The organism is Citrobacter sp. RHBSTW-00029, from assembly GCF_014104295.1.
Taxonomy (GTDB): domain Bacteria; phylum Pseudomonadota; class Gammaproteobacteria; order Enterobacterales; family Enterobacteriaceae; genus Citrobacter; species Citrobacter youngae.
Genome location: NZ_JABXRT010000001.1, coordinates 872,171 through 896,476, shown reverse-complemented (window position 1 = coordinate 896,476; position 24,306 = coordinate 872,171). Strand labels below are relative to the sequence as shown.

At 53.4% G+C, this 24,306-nt stretch carries 22 protein-coding genes; 12 read left to right on the top strand and 10 right to left on the bottom strand.

Annotated elements, in window-relative coordinates:
• Positions 1-41: 41 nt before the first annotated feature.
• Together glpQ and glpT are read right to left on the bottom strand one after the other, a co-directional pair.
• Positions 42-1,109, bottom strand: coding sequence for a glycerophosphodiester phosphodiesterase (gene glpQ / locus HV041_RS04300; RefSeq protein WP_121584842.1), 1,068 nt, complete (start codon positions 1,107-1,109; stop codon positions 42-44).
• Positions 1,110-1,112: 3 nt separating this feature from the next.
• A complete protein-coding gene (gene glpT, locus HV041_RS04295; protein ID WP_115643141.1) occupies positions 1,113-2,471 on the bottom strand; it encodes a glycerol-3-phosphate transporter in 1,359 nt (452 codons plus the stop codon).
• Positions 2,472-2,743: 272 nt separating this feature from the next.
• Here glpT and glpA point away from each other — a divergent pair, with 272 nt between their 5' ends.
• The 4 genes from glpA (at position 2,744) to HV041_RS04275 (ending at position 7,921) form a co-directional block, all read left to right on the top strand.
• Positions 2,744-4,372: an anaerobic glycerol-3-phosphate dehydrogenase subunit A gene (gene glpA, locus HV041_RS04290; protein ID WP_048211097.1), complete on the top strand. Its 1,629-nt coding sequence runs from the start codon at positions 2,744-2,746 to the stop codon at positions 4,370-4,372.
• A complete protein-coding gene (gene glpB / locus HV041_RS04285; protein WP_121584843.1) occupies positions 4,362-5,621 on the top strand; it encodes a glycerol-3-phosphate dehydrogenase subunit GlpB in 1,260 nt (419 codons plus the stop codon). The genes glpA and glpB overlap by 11 nt, the downstream gene beginning before the upstream one ends.
• Entirely contained in the window at positions 5,618-6,808 is a 1,191-nt protein-coding gene (gene glpC / locus HV041_RS04280; RefSeq protein WP_048211095.1) for an anaerobic glycerol-3-phosphate dehydrogenase subunit GlpC, read from the top strand. Before glpB ends, glpC begins: the two co-directional genes overlap by 4 nt.
• A 183-nt stretch (positions 6,809-6,991) precedes the next feature.
• The gene (locus HV041_RS04275) at positions 6,992-7,921 is read left to right on the top strand and encodes an Rpn family recombination-promoting nuclease/putative transposase (RefSeq protein ID WP_121584844.1); all 930 of its coding nucleotides are present in this window, start codon (positions 6,992-6,994) and stop codon (positions 7,919-7,921) included.
• Between the two features lie 38 nt (positions 7,922-7,959).
• Here the strand turns inward: HV041_RS04275 and HV041_RS04270 are convergent, their stop codons facing one another.
• Both HV041_RS04270 and HV041_RS04265 read right to left on the bottom strand, forming a co-directional pair.
• The gene (locus HV041_RS04270) at positions 7,960-9,156 is read right to left on the bottom strand and encodes a nicotinamide mononucleotide deamidase-related protein YfaY (protein WP_048211093.1); all 1,197 of its coding nucleotides are present in this window, start codon (positions 9,154-9,156) and stop codon (positions 7,960-7,962) included.
• Between the two features lie 79 nt (positions 9,157-9,235).
• Positions 9,236-9,778: a YfaZ family protein gene (locus HV041_RS04265; RefSeq protein ID WP_048211092.1), complete on the bottom strand. Its 543-nt coding sequence runs from the start codon at positions 9,776-9,778 to the stop codon at positions 9,236-9,238.
• 318 nt (positions 9,779-10,096) lie between these two features.
• Here HV041_RS04265 and nudI point away from each other — a divergent pair, with 318 nt between their 5' ends.
• The 8 genes from nudI (at position 10,097) to arnF (ending at position 18,180) form a co-directional block, all read left to right on the top strand.
• A complete protein-coding gene (nudI, locus tag HV041_RS04260) occupies positions 10,097-10,522 on the top strand; it encodes a nucleoside triphosphatase NudI (protein ID WP_048211091.1) in 426 nt (141 codons plus the stop codon).
• Positions 10,523-10,806: 284 nt separating this feature from the next.
• Entirely contained in the window at positions 10,807-11,946 is a 1,140-nt protein-coding gene (arnB, locus tag HV041_RS04255; RefSeq protein ID WP_121584845.1) for a UDP-4-amino-4-deoxy-L-arabinose aminotransferase, read from the top strand.
• Positions 11,947-11,948: 2 nt separating this feature from the next.
• Positions 11,949-12,932, top strand: coding sequence for an undecaprenyl-phosphate 4-deoxy-4-formamido-L-arabinose transferase (gene arnC, locus HV041_RS04250; protein ID WP_101741528.1), 984 nt, complete (start codon positions 11,949-11,951; stop codon positions 12,930-12,932).
• A complete protein-coding gene (gene arnA / locus HV041_RS04245; protein WP_121584846.1) occupies positions 12,929-14,911 on the top strand; it encodes a bifunctional UDP-4-amino-4-deoxy-L-arabinose formyltransferase/UDP-glucuronic acid oxidase ArnA in 1,983 nt (660 codons plus the stop codon). Before arnC ends, arnA begins: the two co-directional genes overlap by 4 nt.
• Positions 14,908-15,810, top strand: a complete 903-nt coding sequence (gene arnD / locus HV041_RS04240; protein ID WP_121584847.1) for a 4-deoxy-4-formamido-L-arabinose-phosphoundecaprenol deformylase — start codon at positions 14,908-14,910, stop codon at positions 15,808-15,810. The genes arnA and arnD overlap by 4 nt, the downstream gene beginning before the upstream one ends.
• Positions 15,807-17,462, top strand: coding sequence for a lipid IV(A) 4-amino-4-deoxy-L-arabinosyltransferase (arnT, locus tag HV041_RS04235; protein ID WP_101741525.1), 1,656 nt, complete (start codon positions 15,807-15,809; stop codon positions 17,460-17,462). Before arnD ends, arnT begins: the two co-directional genes overlap by 4 nt.
• Positions 17,459-17,794 carry a 4-amino-4-deoxy-L-arabinose-phosphoundecaprenol flippase subunit ArnE gene (gene arnE / locus HV041_RS04230; RefSeq protein WP_048211085.1) on the top strand — a complete coding sequence of 112 codons (336 nt, stop codon included), beginning with the start codon at positions 17,459-17,461 and terminating at the stop codon, positions 17,792-17,794. The genes arnT and arnE overlap by 4 nt, the downstream gene beginning before the upstream one ends.
• Entirely contained in the window at positions 17,794-18,180 is a 387-nt protein-coding gene (gene arnF, locus HV041_RS04225) for a 4-amino-4-deoxy-L-arabinose-phosphoundecaprenol flippase subunit ArnF (RefSeq protein WP_048211084.1), read from the top strand. The genes arnE and arnF overlap by 1 nt, the downstream gene beginning before the upstream one ends.
• 2 nt (positions 18,181-18,182) lie before the next feature.
• Here arnF and pmrD read toward each other — a convergent pair whose 3' ends face one another.
• From pmrD to menD, 6 genes are all read right to left on the bottom strand, one after another.
• The gene (gene pmrD, locus HV041_RS04220) at positions 18,183-18,446 is read right to left on the bottom strand and encodes a signal transduction protein PmrD (protein WP_048211083.1); all 264 of its coding nucleotides are present in this window, start codon (positions 18,444-18,446) and stop codon (positions 18,183-18,185) included.
• Positions 18,447-18,552: 106 nt separating this feature from the next.
• On the bottom strand, positions 18,553-19,983 hold the full coding sequence (gene menE, locus HV041_RS04215; RefSeq protein WP_161958611.1) for an o-succinylbenzoate--CoA ligase: 1,431 nt from the start codon (positions 19,981-19,983) through the stop codon (positions 18,553-18,555).
• Complete coding sequence (menC, locus tag HV041_RS04210) at positions 19,980-20,942, bottom strand: o-succinylbenzoate synthase (RefSeq protein ID WP_121584848.1); 963 nt, start codon at positions 20,940-20,942, stop codon at positions 19,980-19,982. The genes menE and menC overlap by 4 nt, the downstream gene beginning before the upstream one ends.
• Positions 20,942-21,799: a 1,4-dihydroxy-2-naphthoyl-CoA synthase gene (gene menB, locus HV041_RS04205; RefSeq protein WP_048211080.1), complete on the bottom strand. Its 858-nt coding sequence runs from the start codon at positions 21,797-21,799 to the stop codon at positions 20,942-20,944. Before menB ends, menC begins: the two co-directional genes overlap by 1 nt.
• Before the next feature lie 14 nt (positions 21,800-21,813).
• The gene (menH, locus tag HV041_RS04200; protein WP_115601732.1) at positions 21,814-22,572 is read right to left on the bottom strand and encodes a 2-succinyl-6-hydroxy-2,4-cyclohexadiene-1-carboxylate synthase; all 759 of its coding nucleotides are present in this window, start codon (positions 22,570-22,572) and stop codon (positions 21,814-21,816) included.
• Positions 22,569-24,239: a 2-succinyl-5-enolpyruvyl-6-hydroxy-3-cyclohexene-1-carboxylic-acid synthase gene (gene menD / locus HV041_RS04195; RefSeq protein WP_048211078.1), complete on the bottom strand. Its 1,671-nt coding sequence runs from the start codon at positions 24,237-24,239 to the stop codon at positions 22,569-22,571. Before menD ends, menH begins: the two co-directional genes overlap by 4 nt.
• Positions 24,240-24,306: the final 67 nt, after the last annotated feature.

Sequence of the window (24,306 nt, the reverse complement as noted above, 5' to 3'; positions counted from 1 at the left end):
ATAAGGCCTGCGGGAATACGTTCATCGCAGGCCTTCTGCCCTTACTCTTTATGCAGGAATTTCACCGCTTTGTCGGGAAAGTCGGTGAACAGCCCGTCAACGCCCGCCTTGTTGTACAACACGTCATACAGCTGGTTTACATCCGTTGCATAATCCGGCAACTGATCGGCACGAACAGTATAAGGATGCACCACCATCTTGTTCTGGTGCGCGTCCTGTACCATACCCGTCAATGAGATGTTGCCCTTACTGGACTTCTCATCAACCAGCATATGGTAGTCCGGCCCAATGCCGTCCGCATACTGCGCAACCTGCTTCATGGCACCCGGTTTAAACATCCAGTCGTAGTTGTAATTCACCCAACTGCCGTCTGGCTTTTTCTCCTGAGTTTCATTCCAGTCAGTGTACGCAATCAACTGCACCAGATTGAGATCCATCCCCATCTTCGGTTCCAGTTCATTCTTAATGCGTTTTAACTCCGCAACATCAAAGCACTGCAGATAGACATTGTCTTGTTTACTGGTGTACCCGTACTTTTTCAGCACTTCCAGCGTCTTAGCGGCGATATCCTTCCCTTCCTGGTGATGGAACCACGGCGCTTTCATTTCCGGGTAAATACCGATATTTTTGCCGGTTGAATGATTTAATCCCTGAACAAATTCAATTTCTTCTTCGAAAGTGTGCACACGGAAATCAGATTTACCCATCGGGAAACGCCCTGGATATGTCTGTACCTTTTTGCCATTTTCGATATCGAAACCTTCGGTAAATTTCAGCGATTTGATCTCATCCAGCGTAAAGTCGATGGCATAGTAACGCCCATCTTTACGCGCACGATCCGGGAAGCGATCAGCAACATCGGTGACGCGGTCAAGATAGTGGTCATGCAGGACGACCAGATGGTCGTCTTTAGTCATCACCAAATCCTGCTCCAGAAAATCCGCGCCCTGAGCATAAGCCATCGCTTTCGCAGGTAACGTATGCTCCGGTAAATATCCGCTGGCGCCACGGTGCGCAATGACAATTTTATCTGCGGCAACCGCCGCACTGCTCACAACCATACCTGCCAGCATCAGCGCCACGCTAAGACTTTTCAATGTGGTTTTCATCTATTAGCCCCCGTTACGCTTGAGCAGCATCTCTTCATGATGGCGTTTTTCACCAATCATGACGACTACCAGCAGAATCACCGCCAGCACGCTACCGCCAATCATCACCATAAAGCCGCCGTCCCAACCGAAGAAGTCGACGGTGTAGCCGACAATGGCGCTCGCCGCGACAGAACCGCCCAGGTAGCCGAACAGTCCAGTGAAGCCTGCCGCCGTCCCCGCCGCTTTTTTCGGTGCCAGTTCCAGCGCATGCAGACCGATCAACATGACCGGGCCGTAGATCAGGAAGCCGATGATAATCATACAAGCCATATCCACGTTCGGATTACCTGCCGGGTTCATCCAGTAAACGACCGTCGCGATGGTAACCAGCGTCATAAAGAACACGCCGGTGGCACCACGGTTACCACGGAAGACTTTATCCGACATCCAGCCACACAGCAGCGTGCCAGGAATCCCCGCATATTCATACAGGAAGTAGGCCCAGGATGATTTATCCAGTGCAAAATGCTTCACTTCTTTCAGGTAAGTCGGCGACCAGTCGAGGATGCCGTAGCGCAGCAGATACACAAACACGTTGGCGATAGCGATGTACCACAACAGTTTGTTCGGCAGTACGTATTGCATGAAGATCTGCTTGGCAGTCAGCTCTTCTTCCGCTTTTTCGTTGTAATCATCCGGATAGTCGTTCTTGTACTCTTCGATAGGCGGCAGGCCACAGGACTGCGGCGTATCACGCATCATCGCAAAAGCAAACAGCGCAACGACTATCGCACCAAAGGCAGGCATGTACAGCGCCGCTTTCCAGTCGTTAAACCAGGCCATACCCAGCAGGAACAGCAGCGGAGGCAGACCGCCACCTACGTTATGCGCACAGTTCCAGACAGAAACGATACCGCCACGCTCTTTCTGCGACCACCAGTGCACCATAGTACGACCACACGGCGGCCACCCCATCCCCTGGAACCAACCGCAGAGGAACAGCAGCACAAACATGACTGCAATGCTGGATGTCGCCCACGGCACGAAGCCCATGAACAGCATCACCGCAGCAGCCAGAATCAGACCCGCGGGCAGGAAAACGCGCGGATTCGAGCGATCTGAGACGGACCCCATGATGAATTTCGAAAATCCGTATGCAATGGAGATACCGGACAACGCAAAACCCAGATCGCCACGCGAGAAACCCTGCTCAACCAGATACGGCATGGCCAGAGCAAAGTTCTTACGTACCAGATAGTACGCGGCATAACCGAAAAATATTCCCAGGAAAATCTGCCAGCGCAATCGACGATAAGTCGGATCGATCTCCGCTGCAGCTAAACGCGCTTTGTGTGGCGCAGGTTTAAAAATGCTCAACATATATAGTAGCCTCCGTGGCCGTCTTTCATTCGAAGGAAACACTGCAGATTGCCGTAACAACCCTACCGCTCCCAGTGTGGCCGCGATGTTAAGGAAACATTCCGGGCAATAATGTGAATTACAGCACAGATTGTTACACATTTATGACAAATGTTCATAAAAGCGCACGGAATCACGTTTCATTTTCGAATTATGAGCGATTATGCGCGAAATCAAACAATCCATGTTTTTTATGTGGCTAAATGATAAAAAACGAACTGTGAGGAAAAACAATGAAAACTCGCGACTCGCAAACAAGTGACGTGATTATCATTGGTGGAGGAGCAACAGGTGCAGGGATCGCACGCGACTGTGCCCTGCGCGGATTGCGCGTCATCTTAGTAGAACGCCACGATATCGCGACAGGCGCGACGGGCCGTAACCACGGTCTGCTGCACAGCGGAGCACGTTACGCCGTTACTGACGCTGAATCTGCCCGCGAATGCATTAGCGAAAACCAAATTCTGAAACGTATCGCCCGCCATTGTGTTGAGCCGACGGACGGTCTGTTTATTACGCTGCCGGAAGATGAACTCTCTTTCCAGGCAACCTTTATTCGTGCCTGTGAAGACGCGGGCATCCGCGCAGAAGCGATTGATCCACAACAGGCGCGTATTATCGAACCTTCGGTAAACCCACAACTGATTGGCGCAGTGAAAGTACCAGACGGTACCGTTGATCCTTTCCGCTTAACCGCCGCCAACATGCTGGATGCACGAGAGCACGGTGCGATTATCTTAACGGCCCATGAAGTGACGGGGCTGATTCGTGAAGGTGCGACGGTGTGCGGGGTAAACGTACGCAACCATCTGACGGGCGAGATGCAATCTCTGCATGCGCCGGTGGTCGTGAATGCCGCCGGGATCTGGGGTCAGCGCATTGCGGAATATGCCGATCTGAGCATCCGTATGTTCCCGGCGAAAGGTTCTCTGTTGATCATGGATCATCGCATAAATCAGCATGTTATCAACCGCTGCCGTAAGCCATCTGATGCCGATATTCTGGTGCCTGGCGATACCATTTCGCTGATCGGTACAACCTCACAACACATTGATTACGACGATATCGACAGCAACCGCGTCACCGCAGAAGAGGTGGATATTCTGCTGCGTGAGGGTGAGAAGCTGGCACCAATTATGGCGAAAACTCGCATCCTGCGTGCTTACTCCGGTGTGCGTCCGCTGGTGGCCAGCGACGACGATCCGACCGGTCGTAACGTCAGCCGCGGTATTGTGTTATTCGATCACGCAACGCGCGACGGACTGGACGGATTTATCACCATTACCGGTGGCAAACTGATGACCTACCGCCTGATGGCGGAATGGGCCACCGACGCAGTATGCCGCAAACTGGGCAATTCTCGCCCTTGTACAACCGCAGAGACAGCTCTGCCAGGCTCACAGGAGTCGACCGAACACACGCTTAAACGCGTTATCTCTTTGCCAGCGCCACTGCGCGGCTCGGCGGTCTACCGCCATGGCGACCGCACCCCGGCGTGGCTTAGCGAAGGCCGTCAGCACCGCAGCCTGGTCTGTGAATGTGAAGCCGTCACCGCAGGTGAAGTGCAATATGCCGTTGAAAATTTAACCGTCAACAGTTTGCTCGATTTACGTCGTCGCACCCGCGTCGGGATGGGGACCTGTCAGGGCGAATTGTGTGCCTGCCGCGCTGCAGGTTTGCTACAACGTTTTAATGTCACCACCGCCGCACAATCTATCACCCAGCTTTCTGAATTCCTCAACGAACGCTGGAAAGGCGTGCAGCCTATCGCGTGGGGAGATGCGCTGCGCGAAAGCGAATTCACGCGTTGGGTCTATCAGGGATTGTGCGGTCTGGAAAAGGAGCACCAGGATGAAATTTGATACCGTCATTATCGGCGGCGGTCTCGCCGGGCTGATGTGTGGCCTACAACTGCAAAAAAGCGGGTTGCGCTGTACGATTGTTACCCGCGGCCAAAGCGCGCTGCACTTTTCCTCCGGCTCACTGGATTTGCTCAGCAACCTGCCCGATGGTCAACTGGTAACCGACATTGAAGCGGGGCTGAATGCGCTGCGTACTCAGGCACCTGGTCATCCTTATAGCACCATCGGCACGCAGACCGTACTGGCGCTGGCGCAGCAGGCGCAGAATCTGCTGGAAGAGTGCGGAACGCATTTGCACGGTAAGGTTCATCAGGCTCATCAACGTGTAACACCGTTGGGAACCCTGCGTTCAACCTGGCTTAGTTCAGCGGAAGTGCCGGTCTGGCCGTTATCAGCACAACATGTCTGTGTGGTGGGAATTAGCGGCTTACTGGATTTCCAGGCGCACCTTGCCGCGGCCTCACTGCGCCAGCGTAACCTCAGCGTCGAAACGGCTGAAATCGATTTGCCAGAACTGGATGTCCTGCGTGATAACCCAACCGAATTTCGCGCCGTCAACATTGCACGTCTGTTAGATAACGAAGATAAATGGTCGCTGCTCTATGACGCCCTGTTACCAATCGCGAAAACCTGCGACATGATAATTATGCCAGCCTGTTTCGGCCTGGCTGACGATCGGCTATGGAAGTGGCTCAATGACCGCCTGCCCTGCTCACTGATGTTATTACCAACTTTACCGCCGTCAGTGCTGGGCATGCGCCTGCATAACAAATTGCAGCGCCAGTTTGTACGCCAGGGTGGAGTGTGGATGCCCGGTGATGAAGTGAAAAAAATCACCTGTCAGGATGGCGTTGTCAGCGAAATCTGGACCCGCAACCATGCCGATATTCCATTGCGCCCACGCTTCGCCGTACTCGCCAGCGGTAGTTTCTTTAGCAGCGGACTGGTCGCCACGCGCGAAGCCGTTCATGAGCCGATTCTCGGTCTGGATGTGCACCAAACCGCCACACGTGCGCAGTGGTATCAGCGTGACGTCTTTGATCCGCAACCGTGGCAACAGTTTGGCGTAACCACCGATGCTGAACTGCGTCCATCGCTTGCAGGAAAAACAGTAGAGAATATGTTTGCCATCGGATCGGTACTTGGCGGTTTTGACCCTATCGCCCAGGGTTGCGGAGGCGGAGTGTGCGCAGTGAGCGCTTTACACGCCGCACATCATATTGCGAAACGTGCAGGAGGCCAGCAATGAGCGACACACGTTTTGAAAGTTGTATCAAATGCACAGTGTGCACCACTGCCTGCCCGGTAAGCCGTGTCAACCCAGGTTACCCTGGCCCTAAACAAGCCGGCCCTGACGGTGAACGTCTGCGTTTGAAAGATGGTGCGTTATATGACGATGCGCTGAAATATTGCATCAACTGCAAACGCTGTGAAGTGGCCTGCCCTTCGGATGTCAAAATTGGCGATATCATCCAGCGCGCGCGTGCCAAATACGACACGACACGTCCGTCGATACGTAACTTTGTCTTAAGCCATACCGATTTGATGGGCAGTGTTTCTACGCCGTTCGCACCCATCGTGAACACCGCGACTTCACTGAAACCGGTGCGCCAGCTTCTTGATTATGCACTAAAAATCGATCATCGCCGTACGCTGCCGAAGTACTCCTTCGGTACCTTCCGCCGCTGGTATCGCAGCATAGCCGCACAGCAGGCGCAGTATCAGGATCAAGTTGCATTTTTCCACGGTTGCTTTGTGAACTACAACCATCCGCAACTCGGTAAAGATCTGATAAAAGTGCTGAACGCGATGGGTACTGGCGTACAACTGCTGAGTAAAGAGAAATGCTGTGGCGTACCACTGATCGCCAACGGTTTCACCGATAAAGCACGTAAGCAGGCGGTAAGTAATGTGGCTTCACTGCGAGAAGCGATTGACGGAAAAGGCATCCCGGTTATTGCCACCTCTTCAACCTGTACCTTTGCGCTACGCGATGAATACCCTGAAGTGCTGGATGTCGACAACTCAGGGCTACGCGAACATATTGAACTGGCTACACGCTGGCTGTGGCGCAAGCTGGACGAAGGGAAAACGTTGCCGCTGAAAACGTTGCCGCTAAAAGTGGTCTATCACACACCATGTCATATGGAGAAAATGGGCTGGACACTCTATACGCTGGAACTGCTGCGACAAATTCCGGGACTTGAACTGACCGTGCTGGATTCACAGTGCTGCGGGATCGCCGGAACTTACGGATTCAAAAAGGAAAACTATCCGACGTCACAGTCAATTGGCGCACCGCTATTCCGCCAGATTGAAGAAAGCGGCGCGGATATCGTCGTGACCGACTGCGAAACGTGTAAATGGCAGATTGAGATGTCGACAAGTAAGCGTTGCGAACATCCTATCACCCTGCTTGCCAAAGCGTTGGGGTAACTCAGTTGCCCGGTGGTGTTTGCTACCGGGCATTTTTGTGCATCCAGTTCCGTTTATTTGAATACGTTGCAGTCGGGCGTATTTATCTCTGATTCACCCACGCAAAGAATCAATTTCTCATATACAGCACTTGCGAAAAGTGGATACCGTCACGCCATCTTCTCTTTCTGGTGACGGACTACCATGGCTAAACCCACCACATCCACACCGCATGATGCGGTTTTTAAAAAGATCATTTCTTATCCTGAGATGGCCCGGGATTTTCTGGAGATTCACCTCCCCGTCACATTACGTGAGATTTGCAATTTGCAAACGCTGAAGCTGGAGTCCACCAGTTTTATCGAACAGGATCTCCGCGCGTACTACTCCGACATATTGTGGTCGCTAAAGACCCACGAAGGTGATGGCTATATCTATTGTGTCATCGAACATCAGAGTACAGCTGTGCAGCACATGGCATTCCGCCTGATGCGCTATGCCACCGCTGCGATGCAGCATCATCTTGATACCGGGAATAAAACGCTGCCGCTGGTGATCCCCATGTTGTTTTATCACGGTCAACAAAGTCCCTATCCCTGGTCACTCAACTGGCTGGATGAATTTGACAACCCACAACTGGCGCGACAACTTTATTCAGAAGCTTTTCCGCTGGTCGACATTACCGTGATTCCTGACGATGAAATCGCGCAACATCGGCGTGTTGCGTTGCTTGAATTGATGCAAAAACATATCCGCGATCGCGATTTGATGGGATTAGTGGACCGACTGGTCTCGTTATTAGTTACAAGCACCGCTAATGACAGCCAGCTACAGACGCTATTTAATTATCTGCTACAGTACGGCGACGTTTCTCACGTCAACGAATTTATCCATAAAGTTGCCGAACGTTCCCCTCATAACAAGGAGAGGCTGATGACAATCGCAGAGAGACTCAGACAAGAAGGCCACCACGATGGGCTGCAACAAGGGTTACAACAAGGATTGGAACAAGGAGTACAAAAAGGTACGCAAGAAGAAGCAATACGGATCGCTCGCATGATGCTGGAACAAGGGATTGATCGTGATTTGGTTCAGTTAATTACCGGGTTATTGCCAGACGATGTCACAGCGTGAGTCAGACAGGGAAGGTTTGTAACCTTCCCTGCCGCTAATCAAACCGTCAGGAATTCCACCACATCGATCCAGCCGTGTTCCCCGGCGATATCCTGACCATTTAGCCAACGCCGCAGCATATTAAGCGCCATCATTGCGCAAACCTCCTGACGAACAGCCAAACTATAGCGATTTGCATTGAGTCGCACCCGCAAGGCATGCGTGCCGTCAGGTGTTGCCAGTGCGAAGTTAATATGTTCGTTTTCGAAACCCGATACCGCCAGCGCCAGTTCGGCATAATGGTTGCCGCGTCGCTCGGTTATCCAGTGCGCCGTTTGCGCCAGCGTTTCTTCCTGAGATGGCACTACCTCGCTCGCTAACAACGGGGCACTGGCGCGAGACAGCTGCAGGGCAATTAAGCCTCCGGTAAATTGCTCGCTCAGCGTCAGACTGTACTGGCGCTCCTGGAGCTTACGGGCAATTTGCGCAGGTAACCCTTCGGTACCTTCAAAAATCATATTCTGGCCAGCAACGCGTTTCACCTCTGGCCATAGCGCCAGCATCGCTTCACGTTGGGAATCGGGTCCGGTTAACTTCAGCTCGATAATCGGCATCGACGAGCGATAGCCCATTGTCACCCCGGGCGGTAAAACCAAAGGATCCAGGCTCTGCGCCAGATCGCTTTCAGAACGACCAAAGGTCGTTAAGCGCAGGCATAGCGGGGGTTGAGAGAGAGAGAAACGCTCTCGCAGGCGCGGCAGGATCTCATGTTCAACCATGACTTTAAATTCTGACGGCACACCCGGCGTAAAGAACATCAGGCAGCGATTAAGCTTTACGGCGAACCCGCAGGCAGTTCCGACCGGATTATTAATAAACTCCGCACTGGCCGGAAGCTCAGCCTGTTTGCGATTGCTCGGCGCCATGACGCGTCCCCGCTCACGGAAAAAACGCGCCATTTCGGCCAGCCACGCTTCATGCAGCACCAGCCCTTCACCTTTTGCGGTTGCCGCCGCCAGTGCGCTCAAATCATCGCTGGTCGGCCCTAAGCCGCCATTGACGATCAGCACATCAGCATGTTCGCTACGCTCACGCAGAATAGCGACCAAATCGTTCAGATTGTCGCCAACTGTATTGCGGCGTGTTAACGGTAATCCCTGATTAAAGAAAAAATCGGCCAGCCAGGCGGCATTAGTGTCGACGATTTGTCCGTGCAACACTTCATCCCCGGTGGATAGCATCTCCACGTTTAACATCGTGTTCTCCTGCTTTTATGATGAAAACACTATAACGCATGGAGGGGGGAAGGCGCGACTGAACGCCGCGCCTGGTCGATTAGAAACTGGCGTTTACCCCGATGTATGGGCCGTCAGCAATCGCGTTATCGCGGTTGCCATCTTTACCCGCCAGATTCAGGTAACGGTAACCTGCTTCAATGCTCAGCGGACGCATAATCGTCAGGCGCGCACCGGCATTTGCTTCTTCGTAGCTGTCGATCCCGCTGGAGAGTGAATCCGGGGAGTAGTAGTATTCACCAAACAGACGGAAACTGTCGCCAATCGGCCACTGTAAACCACCACCGACAGCTGCCGCGTAGCCTTCATCACCGTCTTTCGGGTTGGTATAGATACCTTTCCCACCGACTGTTGCCAGCAACGGACCCAGAGGGATATTCAGACCAAGGCCAAGCCCTGCAACATCACCGTCGTCATCGTTATGCATCCAGTTGCCGCTAACAGCCAGTCCAGTGGACTCAGTACCCATACCGAAACCGAGGTTGGTGTAATCTTCGCCTGCCTGACCGCTAATGCTAATCGCATTCGCCGACGCAGAAACAAACAGCATTCCGGCAAAACCCAGTAATAAACTTTTTTTCATTTTCTATCCTTTCCAGCAAGAATCAAAACATAGCCCCAAAACCGCTGGATTGTACTGCCAGATGGCGAGGAATCAATGAGCTAAAAAAGCGATGCAATGACATATTGTAACTAAATACTACCCGCAATGTTTCAGTAAGGTTAAGTTCTTACCCGAAATAGACGATAAAAGGCACCTGATTGCCGTTTTCAACAGACAACGTCATCTTCCCCGGCAAAGCTGGCTTAAACGGCAATGAAGCGTTTTTTCTGTCGCCTGCAAAAGGTAAGATGTGTTAACAATGGACTCCTCCGCCCCTCCCCTACAAGGAACAGACTTATGCGTCAAAGAACGATTGTTTGCCCACTCATTCAAAATGAAGGCTGTTTTTTACTGTGCAAAATGGCCGACGATCGCGGTGTTTTCCCTGGTCAGTGGGCGCTGTCTGGCGGCGGCGTTGAGCCAGGTGAGCGCATCGAAGAGGCTTTGCGTCGGGAAGTGAGGGAAGAGTTGGGTGAACAACTGGTATTATCAGAAATTACTCCGTGGACCTTCAGCGATGATATTCGGACCAAAACCTATGCCGATGGCAGTCAGGAAGAGATTTATATGATTTATCTCATCTTCGATTGTGTGGCGGCTAATCGTGAAGTGAACATTAACGAAGAGTTCCAGGACTTCGCCTGGGTTAAAGCGGAAGATCTTGGCACCTACGACTTAAATATCGCCACGCGTAAAACGTTGACCTTGAAAGGGTTACTGTAAATCCCACGAGTTTAAACGTAATATAAACGATGTTCACAATAGCGGTATTGTTCTCAGCATTCAGCAACAGAGACCAACGCCGCCATAACGACTAAAAACACTTTATATTCAAATAAATAAATCACCCCTCTCTGTTTTTATCTTTATACCCCAAACCTTAAACTCTTAAGGATAAATTAACCTTCAGTCTTTAACCTTTGTGGCCTGATGAAATAATTAACGATGCCCCTGTTTATCACTAAAAATAAAACTGCGGTGGCGTTAAATGGCTTGAAGGAATAATGATGTCTGACTTTTTGCCTTTCTCCCGTCCGGCAATGGGTGATGAAGAACTTGCCGCAGTTAAGGCGGTTCTGGATTCAGGGTGGATAACCACGGGTCCTAAAAATCAGCAGTTGGAAGACGCTTTCTGCCAGCTCACAGGAAACCAAAACGCCGTTGCCGTCTGTTCCGCGACGGCAGGTATGCACATTACGCTAATGGCGCTGGGTGTGGGTGAAGGCGATGAAGTGATCACCCCGTCGATGACGTGGGTATCTACACTCAACATGATTGTCCTGCTGGGCGCCACACCCGTTATGATCGATGTTGACCGCGATACGCTGATGGTGACTCCCGAACAAATTGAAGCCGCTATCACACCACGAACCAAAGCTATTATTCCCGTGCATTATGCCGGGGCCCCAGCCGATCTTGATGCCATTTACGCCATCGGTGAACGCTATGGAATCCCTGTTATTGAAGACGCAGCACACGCCGTCGGAACGTTATACAAGGGTCGTCATGTCGGTGCTCGTGGTACCGCAATCTTTTCCTTTCACGCTATCAAGAATGTGACCTGTGCTGAGGGTGGACTGATTGTTACTGACGACAGCCAGCTCGCTCAACGGCTTCGCAGCCTGAAATTTCACGGCCTGGGTGTAGATGCGTATGACCGTCAAACCTATGGCCGCGCGCCGCAAGCTGAAGTTCTCGCGCCGGGATATAAGTACAACCTGACTGATATCAACGCTGCCATCGCCCTGGTACAGTTGAACAAGCTGGCTCGTCTGAACGCACGCCGTGCGCAAATTGCGCAGCAGTATCAACAGGAGCTGGCCGATACGCCGTTTCAACCGCTCACCCTGCCTCAGTGGTCACATGTGCACGCCTGGCATTTGTTCATCATTCGCGTGGATGAAGCCCGCTGCGGGCTGAGCAGAGATGCTCTGATGGAAGCACTAAAGGCCAGAAATATTGGCACAGGCCTGCATTTTCGCGCGGCCCACACGCAGAAATATTATCGCGAACGTTTCACCGATCTTTCTTTGCCTAATACCGAATGGAATAGCGCACGCATATGTTCACTGCCGCTATTTCCCGACATGACCGACGATGACACACAACGCGTCATTACGGCACTTCGCCAGATTGCAGGACAATAAGCATGTTTGAAGCCACACCGATTAGTAAAGTCTCGGTGGTCATTCCCGTTTTTAACGAACAGGAAAGCCTGCCAGAATTAATCAGGCGCACCAGCGCCGCCTGCGAAAAACTGGATACTGAATATGAAATCCTGCTCATTGACGACGGTAGCAGTGACAATTCGGCTCAACTGATGATGGACGCCTCCCAGGCACCGAACAGCCATATTGTCTCTATTCTGTTGAATCGAAACTATGGGCAACACTCGGCGATTATGGCCGGTTTCAGCCACGTCACGGGCGACCTGATCATCACGTTAGATGCTGATTTACAAAACCCGCCAGAGGAGATCCCGCGGCTGGTTGCCACGGCAAAAGAAGGCTTCGATGTCGTCGGAACGGTGCGTCAGAACCGCCAGGACAGCCGCTTTCGTAAGACCGCCTCACGGATGATCAACCATCTGATTCAGCGCACGACCGGTAAAGCCATGGGCGATTATGGCTGCATGCTGCGCGCCTATCGCCGTCACATCGTCGATGCCATGTTGCATTGCCAGGAGCGCAGCACCTTTATTCCGATCCTGGCTAACATCTTTGCCCGCCGCGCCACGGAAATCCCGGTACACCATGCCGAACGTGAATTTGGCGACTCTAAGTACAGTTTCATGCGTCTGATAAACCTGATGTATGACCTGGTAACCTGCCTGACCACCACGCCATTGCGTATGTTGAGCCTGCTGGGCAGCATCATTGCCGCCACAGGCTTTACCCTGTCGGTCCTGCTTGTTGTTCTTCGCCTGACGCTCGGCCCGCAGTGGGCGGCAGAAGGTGTGTTTATGCTGTTTGCCGTGCTGTTTACCTTTATCGGCGCGCAATTCATTGGCATGGGATTACTCGGCGAATATATCGGTCGCATCTATAACGATGTCCGCGCACGCCCTCGCTATTTTGTTCAACACGTTATCCGTCCACAAACCACGCAGTCAACTGAGGAAAACCGCGCATGAAAGCCGTCGTATTTGCCTATCACGATATGGGATGTCAGGGAGTTCAGGCCCTGTTGGATGCGGGTTATGACATCGCTGCTATTTTTACGCACGCCGATAACCCAGGTGAAAAAGCGTTTTTTGGCTCAGTTTCCCGCCTCGCTGCCAGCGCAGGTATTCCGGTGTACGCTCCGGACGAGGTCAATCATCCGCTGTGGATCGAGCGGATCGCCCAGCTCGCCCCCGATGTGATCTTCTCATTCTACTATCGCCATTTACTCAGCGATGAGATCCTGCGTCTTGCACCTGCGGGGGCCTTTAATCTGCACGGCTCATTACTGCCCAAATATCGTGGCCGTGCACCGCTGAACTGGGTATTAGTCAATGGCGAAACCGAAACAGGCGTGACGCTGCACCGCATGGTCAAGCGCGCAGATGCCGGTGCCATCGTTGCCCAACAACGCATTACCATTTCCCCCGATGACGTGGCGTTAACCCTGCACCATAAATTATGCCAGTCTGCCCGCGAGGTACTGGCGCAGGCGCTGCCAGCCATCAAAGCCGGTGATTTTCAGGAGTATCCACAACAGGAAGCCGACGCCACCTGTTTTGGTCGCCGCACGCCGGAAGACAGTTTCCTCGACTGGAACAAACCCTGCGCACAACTGCATAACATGGTTCGCGCCGTGTCCGATCCATGGCCAGGTGCATTTAGCTATGCCGGTACGCAAAAATTCACCATCTGGTCATCGCGCCAGAGTGCAAATACATCTGCAGCGCTGCCGGGAACGGTTATCTCCGTATCGCCATTGCTGATTGCCTGTGCCGATGGCGCACTCGAAATCATTACCGGGCAAGCGGGTGATGGCATTACCATGCAGGGCTCACAGCTGGCACAAGTTTTGGGTCTGGTTGCCGGTTCTCGCCTCAACAGCCAGCCCGTTTCCGCCAGCAAACGTCGTATCCGCGTGTTGATCCTTGGCGTTAACGGTTTTATTGGCAACCACCTGACCGAACGCCTGCTACGCGAAGATAACTACGAAATCTACGGGCTTGATATTGGCAGCGATGCGATTGAGCGTTTTCTGCAACACCCACGATTCCATTTTGTGGAAGGTGATATCAGCATTCACTCCGAATGGATTGAATATCATGTGAAAAAATGCGACGTCGTGCTGCCACTGGTCGCCATTGCCACACCGATTGAATATACCCGCAACCCGCTGCGCGTCTTCGAACTCGATTTTGAAGAAAACCTGAAAATTATTCGTTACTGTGTCAAGTACCGCAAACGCATCATTTTCCCGTCAACATCTGAAGTCTACGGTATGTGTACCGATAAAGACTTCGATGAAGACAGCTCCAACCTGATCGTCGGCCCGGTTAATAAACCGCGCTGGATCTACTCGGTCTCTAAACAACTGCTGGATCGCGTTATTTGGGCATACGGTGAAAAAGAAGGGCTACGTTTCACCTTATTCCGTCCATTTAACTGGATGGGACCGCGTCTGGATAGCCTGAACGCCGCACGTATCGGCAGCTCACGCGCCATTACCCAACTGATCCTGAATCTGGTGGAAGGCTCCCCCATCAAGCTGATTGAAGGCGGCAAGCAGAAGCGTTGCTTTACCGACATTCGTGACGGTATCGAAGCCCTGTTCCGTATCATTGAAAACGACGGCGGGCGCTGTGATGGCGAGATCATCAATATCGGTAACCCGGATAACGAAGCAAGTATTCAGGAACTGGCTGAAATGCTCCTTTCCTGCTTCGAAAAACATCCGTTGCGCCAACACTTTCCGCCGTTTGCTGGTTTCCGCGACGTTGAGAGTAGCAGCTACTATGGTAAAGGCTACCAGGACGTTGAGCACCGCAAACCCAGTATTCGTAACGCCAAACGTTGCCTGAACTGGGAACCAACAATCGATATGCAAGAAACGGTTGAAGAGACGCTGGACTTCTTCTTACGCAGTGTGGACATCACGGAACACACATCATGACCAAAGTGGGCTTGCGCATAGATGTCGATACATTCAGGGGGACACGCGAAGGCGTGCCCCGCCTGCTGGAGACATTGAACCGGCATAACGTTCGGGCTAGTTTCTTTTTTAGCGTCGGGCCCGACAACATGGGACGCCATCTCTGGCGTCTGGTGAAGCCGCAATTTTTGTGGAAGATGCTGCGCTCAAACGCAGCCTCACTCTACGGGTGGGACATTTTACTGGCCGGCACCGCCTGGCCTGGAAAAGAAATTGGCCTGGCTAATGCGGCCATCATTTCGCAAGCTGCCCGGTATCACGAAACAGGCTTACACGCCTGGGATCATCATGCCTGGCAATCACGAAGTGGCAACTGGAACGATAAACAGCTGATTGATGATATTTCGCGGGGCATTAATGCACTCGAAACAATCATCGGCCAAACCGTTACCTGCTCTGCCGTCGCTGGCTGGCGTGCCGACTCGCGCGTCGTCGAGGCGAAAGAAACATTCCATCTGCGCTATAACAGCGATTGCAGGGGGACATCGTTATTCCGTCCTGTACTTGAAACGGGAGAAATAGGGACACCACAAATTCCGGTCACGCTACCGACATGGGATGAAGTAGTTGGTCAGGAGGTGCAAGCAGCGGACTTCAACGACTATATTCTCTCCCGCATTCAGAGGGACAAAGGCACCCCGGTCTACACGATTCACGCAGAGGTGGAAGGCATTGCTTTTCAGCAGCAATTTGACGAACTGCTCATTCGTGCCGCCGACGCCGGGATTACGTTTTGTCCACTGGGCGAACTGTTACCAGACGATATCAGTACACTGCCAACGGGCCAGATCGTTCGTGGCAAAATACCCGGCAGAGAGGGATGGCTCGGCTGCCAGCAACCCGCGAGTGTGACACCATGAAATCCGCACGTTACGCCCTGGCATTTGTCGCATTTATTGCACTGTATTTTATTTTACCCATCAATAGCCGCCTGCTCTGGCAGCCCGACGAAACGCGCTATGCTGAAATCAGCCGGGAAATGCTGACGTCTGGCGACTGGATCGTCCCACATTTTTTAGGACTACGCTATTTTGAAAAACCTATCGCGGGATACTGGTTAAACAGTATCGGGCAATGGTTATTTGGCGCAAACAACTTTGGCGTCAGAGCGGGGGCTATTTTTGCAACCCTACTGACTGCACTCCTGGTCGCCTGGCTGGCAATGCGGCTATGGCGTGATAAACGTACGGCCCTACTCTCTGCCGTCATCTTTCTAACATTTTTCTCTGTTTACAGTATCGGAACCTATGCGGTACTTGATCCCATTATCGCGCTGTGGCTGATGGCAGGTATGTGCTGTTTTTGGGAGGGAATGCAAGCCACCACCAGAACACGTAAAATTGTCGCCTTTTTGCTGTTAGGATTTACCTGCGGCATGGGCGTGATGACCAAAGGCTTTCTCGCGCTCGCTGTCCCTGTCCTCAGCGTGTTGCCATGGGTTTTCGTGCAAAAGCGCTGGAAAGAGATCTTTATTTACGGCCTGCTGTCGATTATCAGCTGTATTGCCATTGTCCTGCCGTGGGGACTGGCGATTGCGCAACGCGAACCCGACTTCTGGCACTACTTTTTCTGGATTGAGCATATTCAGCGTTTTGCGCAGGATGATGCCCAGCATAAAGCGCCATTCTGGTACTACATACCGGTTTTCGTGGCGGGTGCCTTACCCTGGCTCGGGCTACTACCGGGCGCATTGCGAACCGGCTGGCATGAACGGGATGTACCACGTAGCGCCTTATACCTGCTGAGCTGGATTATTATGCCGATCCTGTTTTTCAGTATCGCCAAAGGGAAGTTGCCAACCTATATTCTTTCCTGCTTCGCACCGCTGGCAATCCTTACCGCGCGGTTTGGCTTGCAGGCTGCTGAAAAAGGTTCTGCAGCCCTGCGCGTCAACGGTTGGATCAACATTCTGTTCGGTGTTATTGGTATTGTCGCCACATTTATCGTGTCCACGCTCGGACCGTTGAAGACACCGGTCTGGTCGCATATCGAAACGTATAAAGTGTTTTGCTCATGGGGTATCTTTATCACCTGGACGCTATTTGGCTGGTATACGCTTAACAACAGTGAAAAAAACTGGAAATTAGCAGCGCTCTGCCCGCTGGGACTGGCGCTGTTGTTCGGCTTCTCAGTACCTGACCGGGTAATGGAATCCAAACAGCCACAGTTTTTTGTCGAGATGACCAAAGAGTCGCTGGAGTCGAGCCGTTATATTTTCACCGACAGTGTTGGCGTTGCCGCTGGCCTGGCCTGGAGCCTGAAACGCGATGACATCAACATGTACGGGCAAACAGGTGAGTTAAAATACGGCCTTAATTATCCGGATGCCCAGGGACGCTTCGTCAGCCGGGATGACTTTGCCGGCTGGTTGGCGCAACATCGTCAGGAAGGGATCATTACGCTTGTGCTGTCAATTTCGAAGGATGAGGATATTAATCAGCTTGCCATTCCTCCCGCTGACTATATCGACAATCAGGGGCGCCTGGTCTTGATTCAGTACAGGCCTAAATGATCTGGCTAACCTTAGTCTTTGCCAGCCTGCTCAGCGTCTGTGGGCAATTGTGCCAGAAGCAGGCCACCCGCCCGGTACCCGCCCACGCGCGAACACGCTATATCGCGCAGTGGATTGGTCTGGCGCTGGCCTGTCTGGGACTGGCCATGCTGCTCTGGCTGGCAGTATTGCAGAATATTCCCGTCGGTATCGCCTACCCAATGCTAAGCCTGAACTTTGTATGGGTCACGCTGGCGGCATGGAAAATCTGGCGTGAACCTGTCACAACGCGTCACTGGCTGGGGGTTGGGCTACTCATCACCGGCATCTTTATTCTTGGGAGCGCGGTGTAATGGGCATTTTTTGGGGGCTGTGTAGCGTGATTATTACGTCGGTTGCTCAGCTAAGTCTGGGTTACGCGATGGATAATCTGCCGCCCATGCTGCAACCGCTGGCGTTTATCTCCGCCGTTTTTGCAACCAGCAGCAGCGCATTCGCCTTATATGGCGGGCTGGTAGGTTATTTACTGTCAGTGATGTGCTGGCATAAAGCCCTGCATCAACTCGCGCTGAGCAAAGCCTATGCCTTGCTCAGCCTCAGCTATGTGCTGGTGTGGATCGCATCAATGATTTTACCGGGCTGGCAAGGAACCTTTTCAGTAAAAGCCCTGGTGGGTGTGCTGTGTATTATGGCGGGATTAATGACCATATTCTTACCTGCCCGCCAACACACGCCCTGAGATCATTTATCGTCAGACAGTTGTCGCAGACGCTCCCATTCTTCGGCGAGATACTGTCTGGCATCAATGATTTTAATCACTCGCGATGCGTCACGGTTAATACAATACTGGGCATCTTTTAACGGTGACAGGAGATCGCCTGCTTTTACACGCTCGCTGGCTTGCGCTTCAGCCAACATTTTCAACGAACCACCGCTATCACAAAGTACAATATAGAGCCTCCCTGCTTTTTGGTTACAGCAAGACTTCTTCACATGCCATTCCATAGCGCACCTTTTGCTAATGATTTTCACACCAGGTTACACTTTAGCAGATAAACCAAAGGACAATGGCCAGGGAATGGCAATTATGCGAGATAAATTTAATGTTTTCTTAAGCTTTACCGCGGGTACGGACCCACTCCAGCAACGCCCGGCGAGAAACCTTAATACCACCGCTTTTTAGTTCTGCGGGTAAGGTTAGCCAACGAACGGGTTGCTGGAAACGTGCCAGCTTATCTTTCACCCATTCTGCCAGATCAAGTCTTCCGGCTTCAGTATCGTACTCCACAACCGCAACGGGGCGGTGGCCAAACTCTTCATCTTCTATTGGAACAATAAAAGCTTGCAGAACATGGGGATGCGATACAATAACGCGCTCCACCTCTTCCGGTTGGATCCCTTCTCCACCGCTAAAGAACAGATTGTCCATACGCCCGACTATGGTTAGCTTGCCATCCTTTAACACGCCGCGATCGCGGGTGGCAAACCAGCCTTGTGCATTAACCAGTGGATAAAGCTGTCCGTTGCGCCAGTACCCTTGCGCCATGCTGGCGGCACGAAGCCAGACTTCATCATCAACAATCCTGACTTCTCTGCCTGGTAGTGCAGAGCCGACATCCGCCTTACCATCGGCCTCTTTCGCACACACCGTGGAGGCAAATTCCGTTAACCCGTAACCACACCAGCAGCGAATACCCTGCTCACGCGCTTGTTCAGTCAATTCAACAGGAATCGCTGCACCGCCCAGCAACACGGCCTTTAGCGATACCGGTGTGTGATTGACCAACAGTCGCCAAAGCTGCGTGGGAACCAGCGAAGCATGGGTACAACCCGCCAGCATCTGCTCTAACGGCTGCTTATCGCGCACGGTCATACGCGCGCCGGCGAACAACCATCGCCACAAAATGCCCTGCCCGGAAACATGAAACAGCGGCAATGAGAGCAGCCAGTCATCTTCAGCGCCAAACGGCATTAATGACAGCACGCCCTGTGCGCTCGCCAGATGCGCCTGACAGGTATGTACCGCTGCTTTAGGCAGTCCGGTTGAGCCGGAAGTTAACGTCATTGTGCTCAAGCGCTGAGGCAACCAGACGGCAGCATGCTCGCCAGACTGTTCCAGCATCCGCAGCGGTGCCAACCCCGGGAGCGGACTTTCGCCTTCCAGATCCAGCGCAAAACGCAGCGTTAACTCCGGGACCAGCGCATCAAGCAGCGACTGAGGCAACTGTGGGTTCACAGGTAAAACCCGCGCCCCACACTGCAACAGTGCCAGCCATGCCAGCAGCGGACGGGGATGATTCCAGGCGCGGAGCAATATGCCATCGCCCTCTCCCACCCCTTGAGCCGCAAAGCCGCTTGCCAGACGATCGACTCGCGTACAGAGATCGCCCCAGCGTAACACCTCATCGTTGAGGCGTAAGGCTGGCGCGTCAGTACGAGCCTGTCGCCAGTGACGCCACGGCCAGTCGGTAAAATCAGGCGTATCGGACAACCGTTCCAGGCCCGATGCGCTTGCGCCATCGGGCATTTCCCGCTGGGTCATAGCAATCGTTCCAGCGCATCAATCTCAATGCACGGCAACGTACTGCCAGGCCACGCGCGTACCTGCTGGCACTGCATCAGGCTGAGCGTATCCAGACCTGGGATAGTCTGTGGGGTCAACAAGGCAGCAATGCGCGCCAGCTGGGTTAAGCCCAGGCTCGATTCGATAGAGGAGCTGATCACGGCGGTGAGACCTATCGCGTGTGCGGCGGCAACCTGCTCACGCACCTTGTCGAGGCTACCCGTCAGCGTAGGCTTGATGACGACTGCCTTCACGCCCTCTTCGGCTTCGAAGGTGAAATCCGCTTCACGCAGACTTTCATCCCAGGCAATGGCAATCCCTGTTTCACGCGAGAACGCGCGGGAATCATCACGGGTTTTACACGGCTCTTCGAGGAAGGCAATGCGCCCGCGATACTCAGGATTGACATATTTCGCAAACTGCTGGGCTTTCAGCGGCGTCCAGGCACGATTGGCATCAAGCCGCAGGTGCAGTTCCGGGATCGCCTCCAGCAACAGGTTGACGACCATACCGTCGCGAACAGCTTCATACAGACCGACTTTGACCTTCGCAACTTTCTCACCCGGCATGTCCGCCAGTTGCAGCACCAGATCATCAGGATCGCCCGTACACAGCGGCGCAGCACGGTAGTCCGCCGCCTCTGGCAGAGTGCCTGCCAGTTCGGCCAGCGCGCAGCTTGCGCCAAAGGCGACCGAAGGCATTTGCGGTAAGGAAGCATCGCCCTGTAGCCAACCCTTCACCCAGGCCAGCAGCTCAGTTTGCGCCTCTTCCCAGCTTTCCTGACTGAAGCCCGGCAGGGGGGAGCTCTCTCCCCACCCTTCGCGCTCGCCGTCACGAAGACAAACGTACAGCCCGTCACGCGTTTTTAACCGCCTGTCGCGCAGAATCACCCCCGCGTCCATGGGGATCTGCCAACGGTATACCTGCGCGCTACGCATTACGGATTCCGTTTGAATTTGCTGAAGTCAGGCTGGCGTTTCTGGTTAAAGGCGTTACGGCCTTCCTGACCTTCTTCCGTCATGTAGAACAGCATCGTGGCGTTACCCGCCAGCTCCTGCAGACCCGCCTGACCATCGCAGTCGGCGTTCAGCGCAGCTTTCAGGCAGCGCAGCGCCATTGGGCTGTTTTGCAGCATTTCGCGGCACCAGCGTACGGTCTCTTTTTCCAGATCGACCAGCGGAACCACGGTGTTTACCAGGCCCATATCCAGCGCTTGTTTTGCATCGTACTGACGGCACAGGAACCAGATTTCACGTGCTTTTTTCTGACCGACGATGCGCGCCATGTAGGACGCGCCCCACCCGCCGTCGAAGGAACCGACTTTCGGCCCGGTCTGACCAAAGATGGCGTTTTCAGCCGCAATGGTCAGGTCACACATCATGTGCAGCACATGACCACCGCCGATGGAATACCCTGCCACCATCGCGACAACCGGTTTCGGACAGGTACGAATCTGGCGCTGAAAGTCCAGTACGTTCAGATGATGCACGCCGGAGTCATCCTGGTATCCGCCGTAGTCGCCACGTACTTTCTGATCGCCACCCGCACAGAACGCTTTGTCGCCCGCACCGGTCAGAATAATCACGCCGATATTGTCATCATAGCGGGCATCCGCCAGCGCCTGGATCATCTCTTTCACAGTGACCGGACGGAAGGCATTGCGTACCTGTGGACGATTAATGGTGATTTTTGCGATACCGTCGGTGGATTTCTCGTAGAGAATATCGGTGTAGCCTTCAGAGCAATCGTTCCATTCTACCGGTGCGTAAAGCATTGTTTCATCAGGATAGATCATAAAATGTCCTATAGTCAGCGACGCAGAATCTGAGCCAGACAGTCCACTACACCCGCGGGGTTGTCCCGATGCGCGTTATGTCCGGCATTACGAATCACATGGTTTGGTACTGATATTTCCGCCGCCAGAGCGCGGAATTTATCGTCACGTTCACCACATAAATAATAAAACGGAAATGTGCGCGTTTTCAGTTGCACACGTAAATCAGGTTGTATGGCCAGCGAAGTGGCCTCCAGCATTGCTGCCAGCATTTGCCCGTTATTCTGGCTACGCATATCGACCAGCGCCTCTCTTTGCGCGACATTCAGTGAGGAAAAGACCGGCTGTTGATACCAGTCATTAAACACCTCGCGCAGCGGCTCAGTACGAAAACGCGCGGCCCAGCGGCCATCCGAGAGACGACGCTGGGTGCGTTCATTTTCACTTTGCAGCCCTGGATGCCCACCTTCAACCACCAGACCACACAGTCCGGGCAACGCCTGACAGGCCGCCATCATCGCGACTCTGCCGCCAAGGGAATATCCCACCAGCCAGTAGTTAAGTATGTTGTAACTAAGCAGCGTATTACGCAACAAATCGCTGACGTCATCGAATCCGCTCACGCTGATGTCAGCAGAACCGCCGTGGCCAGGCAGGTCGATATACAACCGCGAAAACTCCGGGAATGCTTCACCGACCGCCTGCCATTCCCGGCAATCACCGGAAAATCCGTGCAGGAAAACCAGCCAGGGGAAATCCACCTGACCCGTGTTCGCCTGCGCGTGCAGGATCATAGATGACTTACCTGCGCCAGCAATTGCTGCAGGGTTTGCGCCCCGTCAGTTTCATTCACTACCAGCTCAATCACCGTTGCCACCGGAGTACGCCAGGCATTCGTCAGCGCGCTCTCCAGTTGCGCCCAGTTCTCCGGACGGTGATATTTGAGGTCAAACATGGCGGCAGCATGCTCAAAATGGACGTTCTGCGGCATCAGGTAGAACCGTTCACGTTCGCTTGCTGGCGTCGGCAGCAGGGAAAAAATTTGTCCACCGTTATTATTGACCACGATCAGGACAAACGGCGCGGAAACCTGACGCAATAACGCCAGCGCATTCAGGTCATACAATGCAGATAAATCGCCGACGATAGCCAGCGTCGATTTTGCGCTGGCGCGCTGTACGCCAGCTGCGGTTGACAGCAGGCCGTCAATGCCGCTCGCGCCACGATTGCTATAGACCGGGTAACCAGCCGGAAGCTGCGACAACGCATCAATCAGGCGCACCACCAGGCTGTTGCCCACAAACAGCTGTCCCTGCTCTGGCAGATACTCGTGAATACGGTGTGCCAGCTGTGCTTCGCCAAACGTATCACGGCGGGCTTCTACCGCCTGCCATGCCTGTTTCGCCAGCCGCGGGATCTCCACACACCAGGGCTGGCGTTTCTCCGCCGGATGCAGCTCCAGCCAGTCGCCAACCTTCGCGACCAGCCTGCGTCCACGATGGTGAGCCGGATCGAGGCGGCCTTCGATATTATCAACGATCCAGTATTCCTGCGGATCGCAGCTGGCCTGCCATTGCAGGAGTCGCTTTCCGGTCAGGCTGCTGCCAAGCTGCACCACAATCTGCGCCTGCTGTAACTCTGCCACCGCTTTCGAATTCCCGAGCCACAAATCGGCACACGGCAACGGTTGTCCGGTTTGCGACAGAACATCGCCAATCAACGGCCAACCTAACGTCTGCGCCCAGAGAGCAACTTTCTTGCCCTCTTCGGCGCTCATGCGCCCGGCAAGTACCACGCCACGTTTTTGCCGCCAGAAAAACCAGTCACGCTGTTTGTCGCTTTCCAGCCGACGCGCTTCACGCAGCCAGGGCTTGTCATCCTGCCACCAGTCACCAAGACGCTGCTGCCAGGCAACCCCTGTTTCATCCATGTCACCATACAGCGGTTCCGCAAATGGGCAATTGATATGCACCGCCCCGCTATGTAGCGCGGCTAAGGCGTTATCGATGGTAGACACCAGCCAGCTTGCGGGAATGTCCTGCGTCGGACGCGGTAAAGAGAGCGTTTGCGACGGATGCGAGGCAAACATACCGGCCTGACGAATCGCCTGGTTAGCGCCACAATCGATAAGCTCAGGCGGTCGGTCAGCCGTGAGTAAAATCAGTTTTTCACCGGTCAGGCCCGCTTCAATCAACGCGGGATACAAATTCGCCACCGCTGTACCGGACGTCACAATCACGGCAACAGGTTGCCTGCTGACTTTTGCCAGACCTAAGGCCAGATGCCCAAGCCCACGCTCATCAAAATGAGTATGGTGGATAAAAGCGGGGTTTTCCGCTGCCGCTAAAGTCAACGGCGTCGAACGAGAGCCAGGGGCAATACAGACATGCCTGACGCCGTGGCGAGTGAGAGCTTCCAGAATGACCGCCGCCCAGCGTCGGTTAAATGCGCTTACTGACATGAGATTGTCCGGTATCAATATTGCGACACAGTATAAAGAATCGAATAAATGGATTTTTGATATGAAT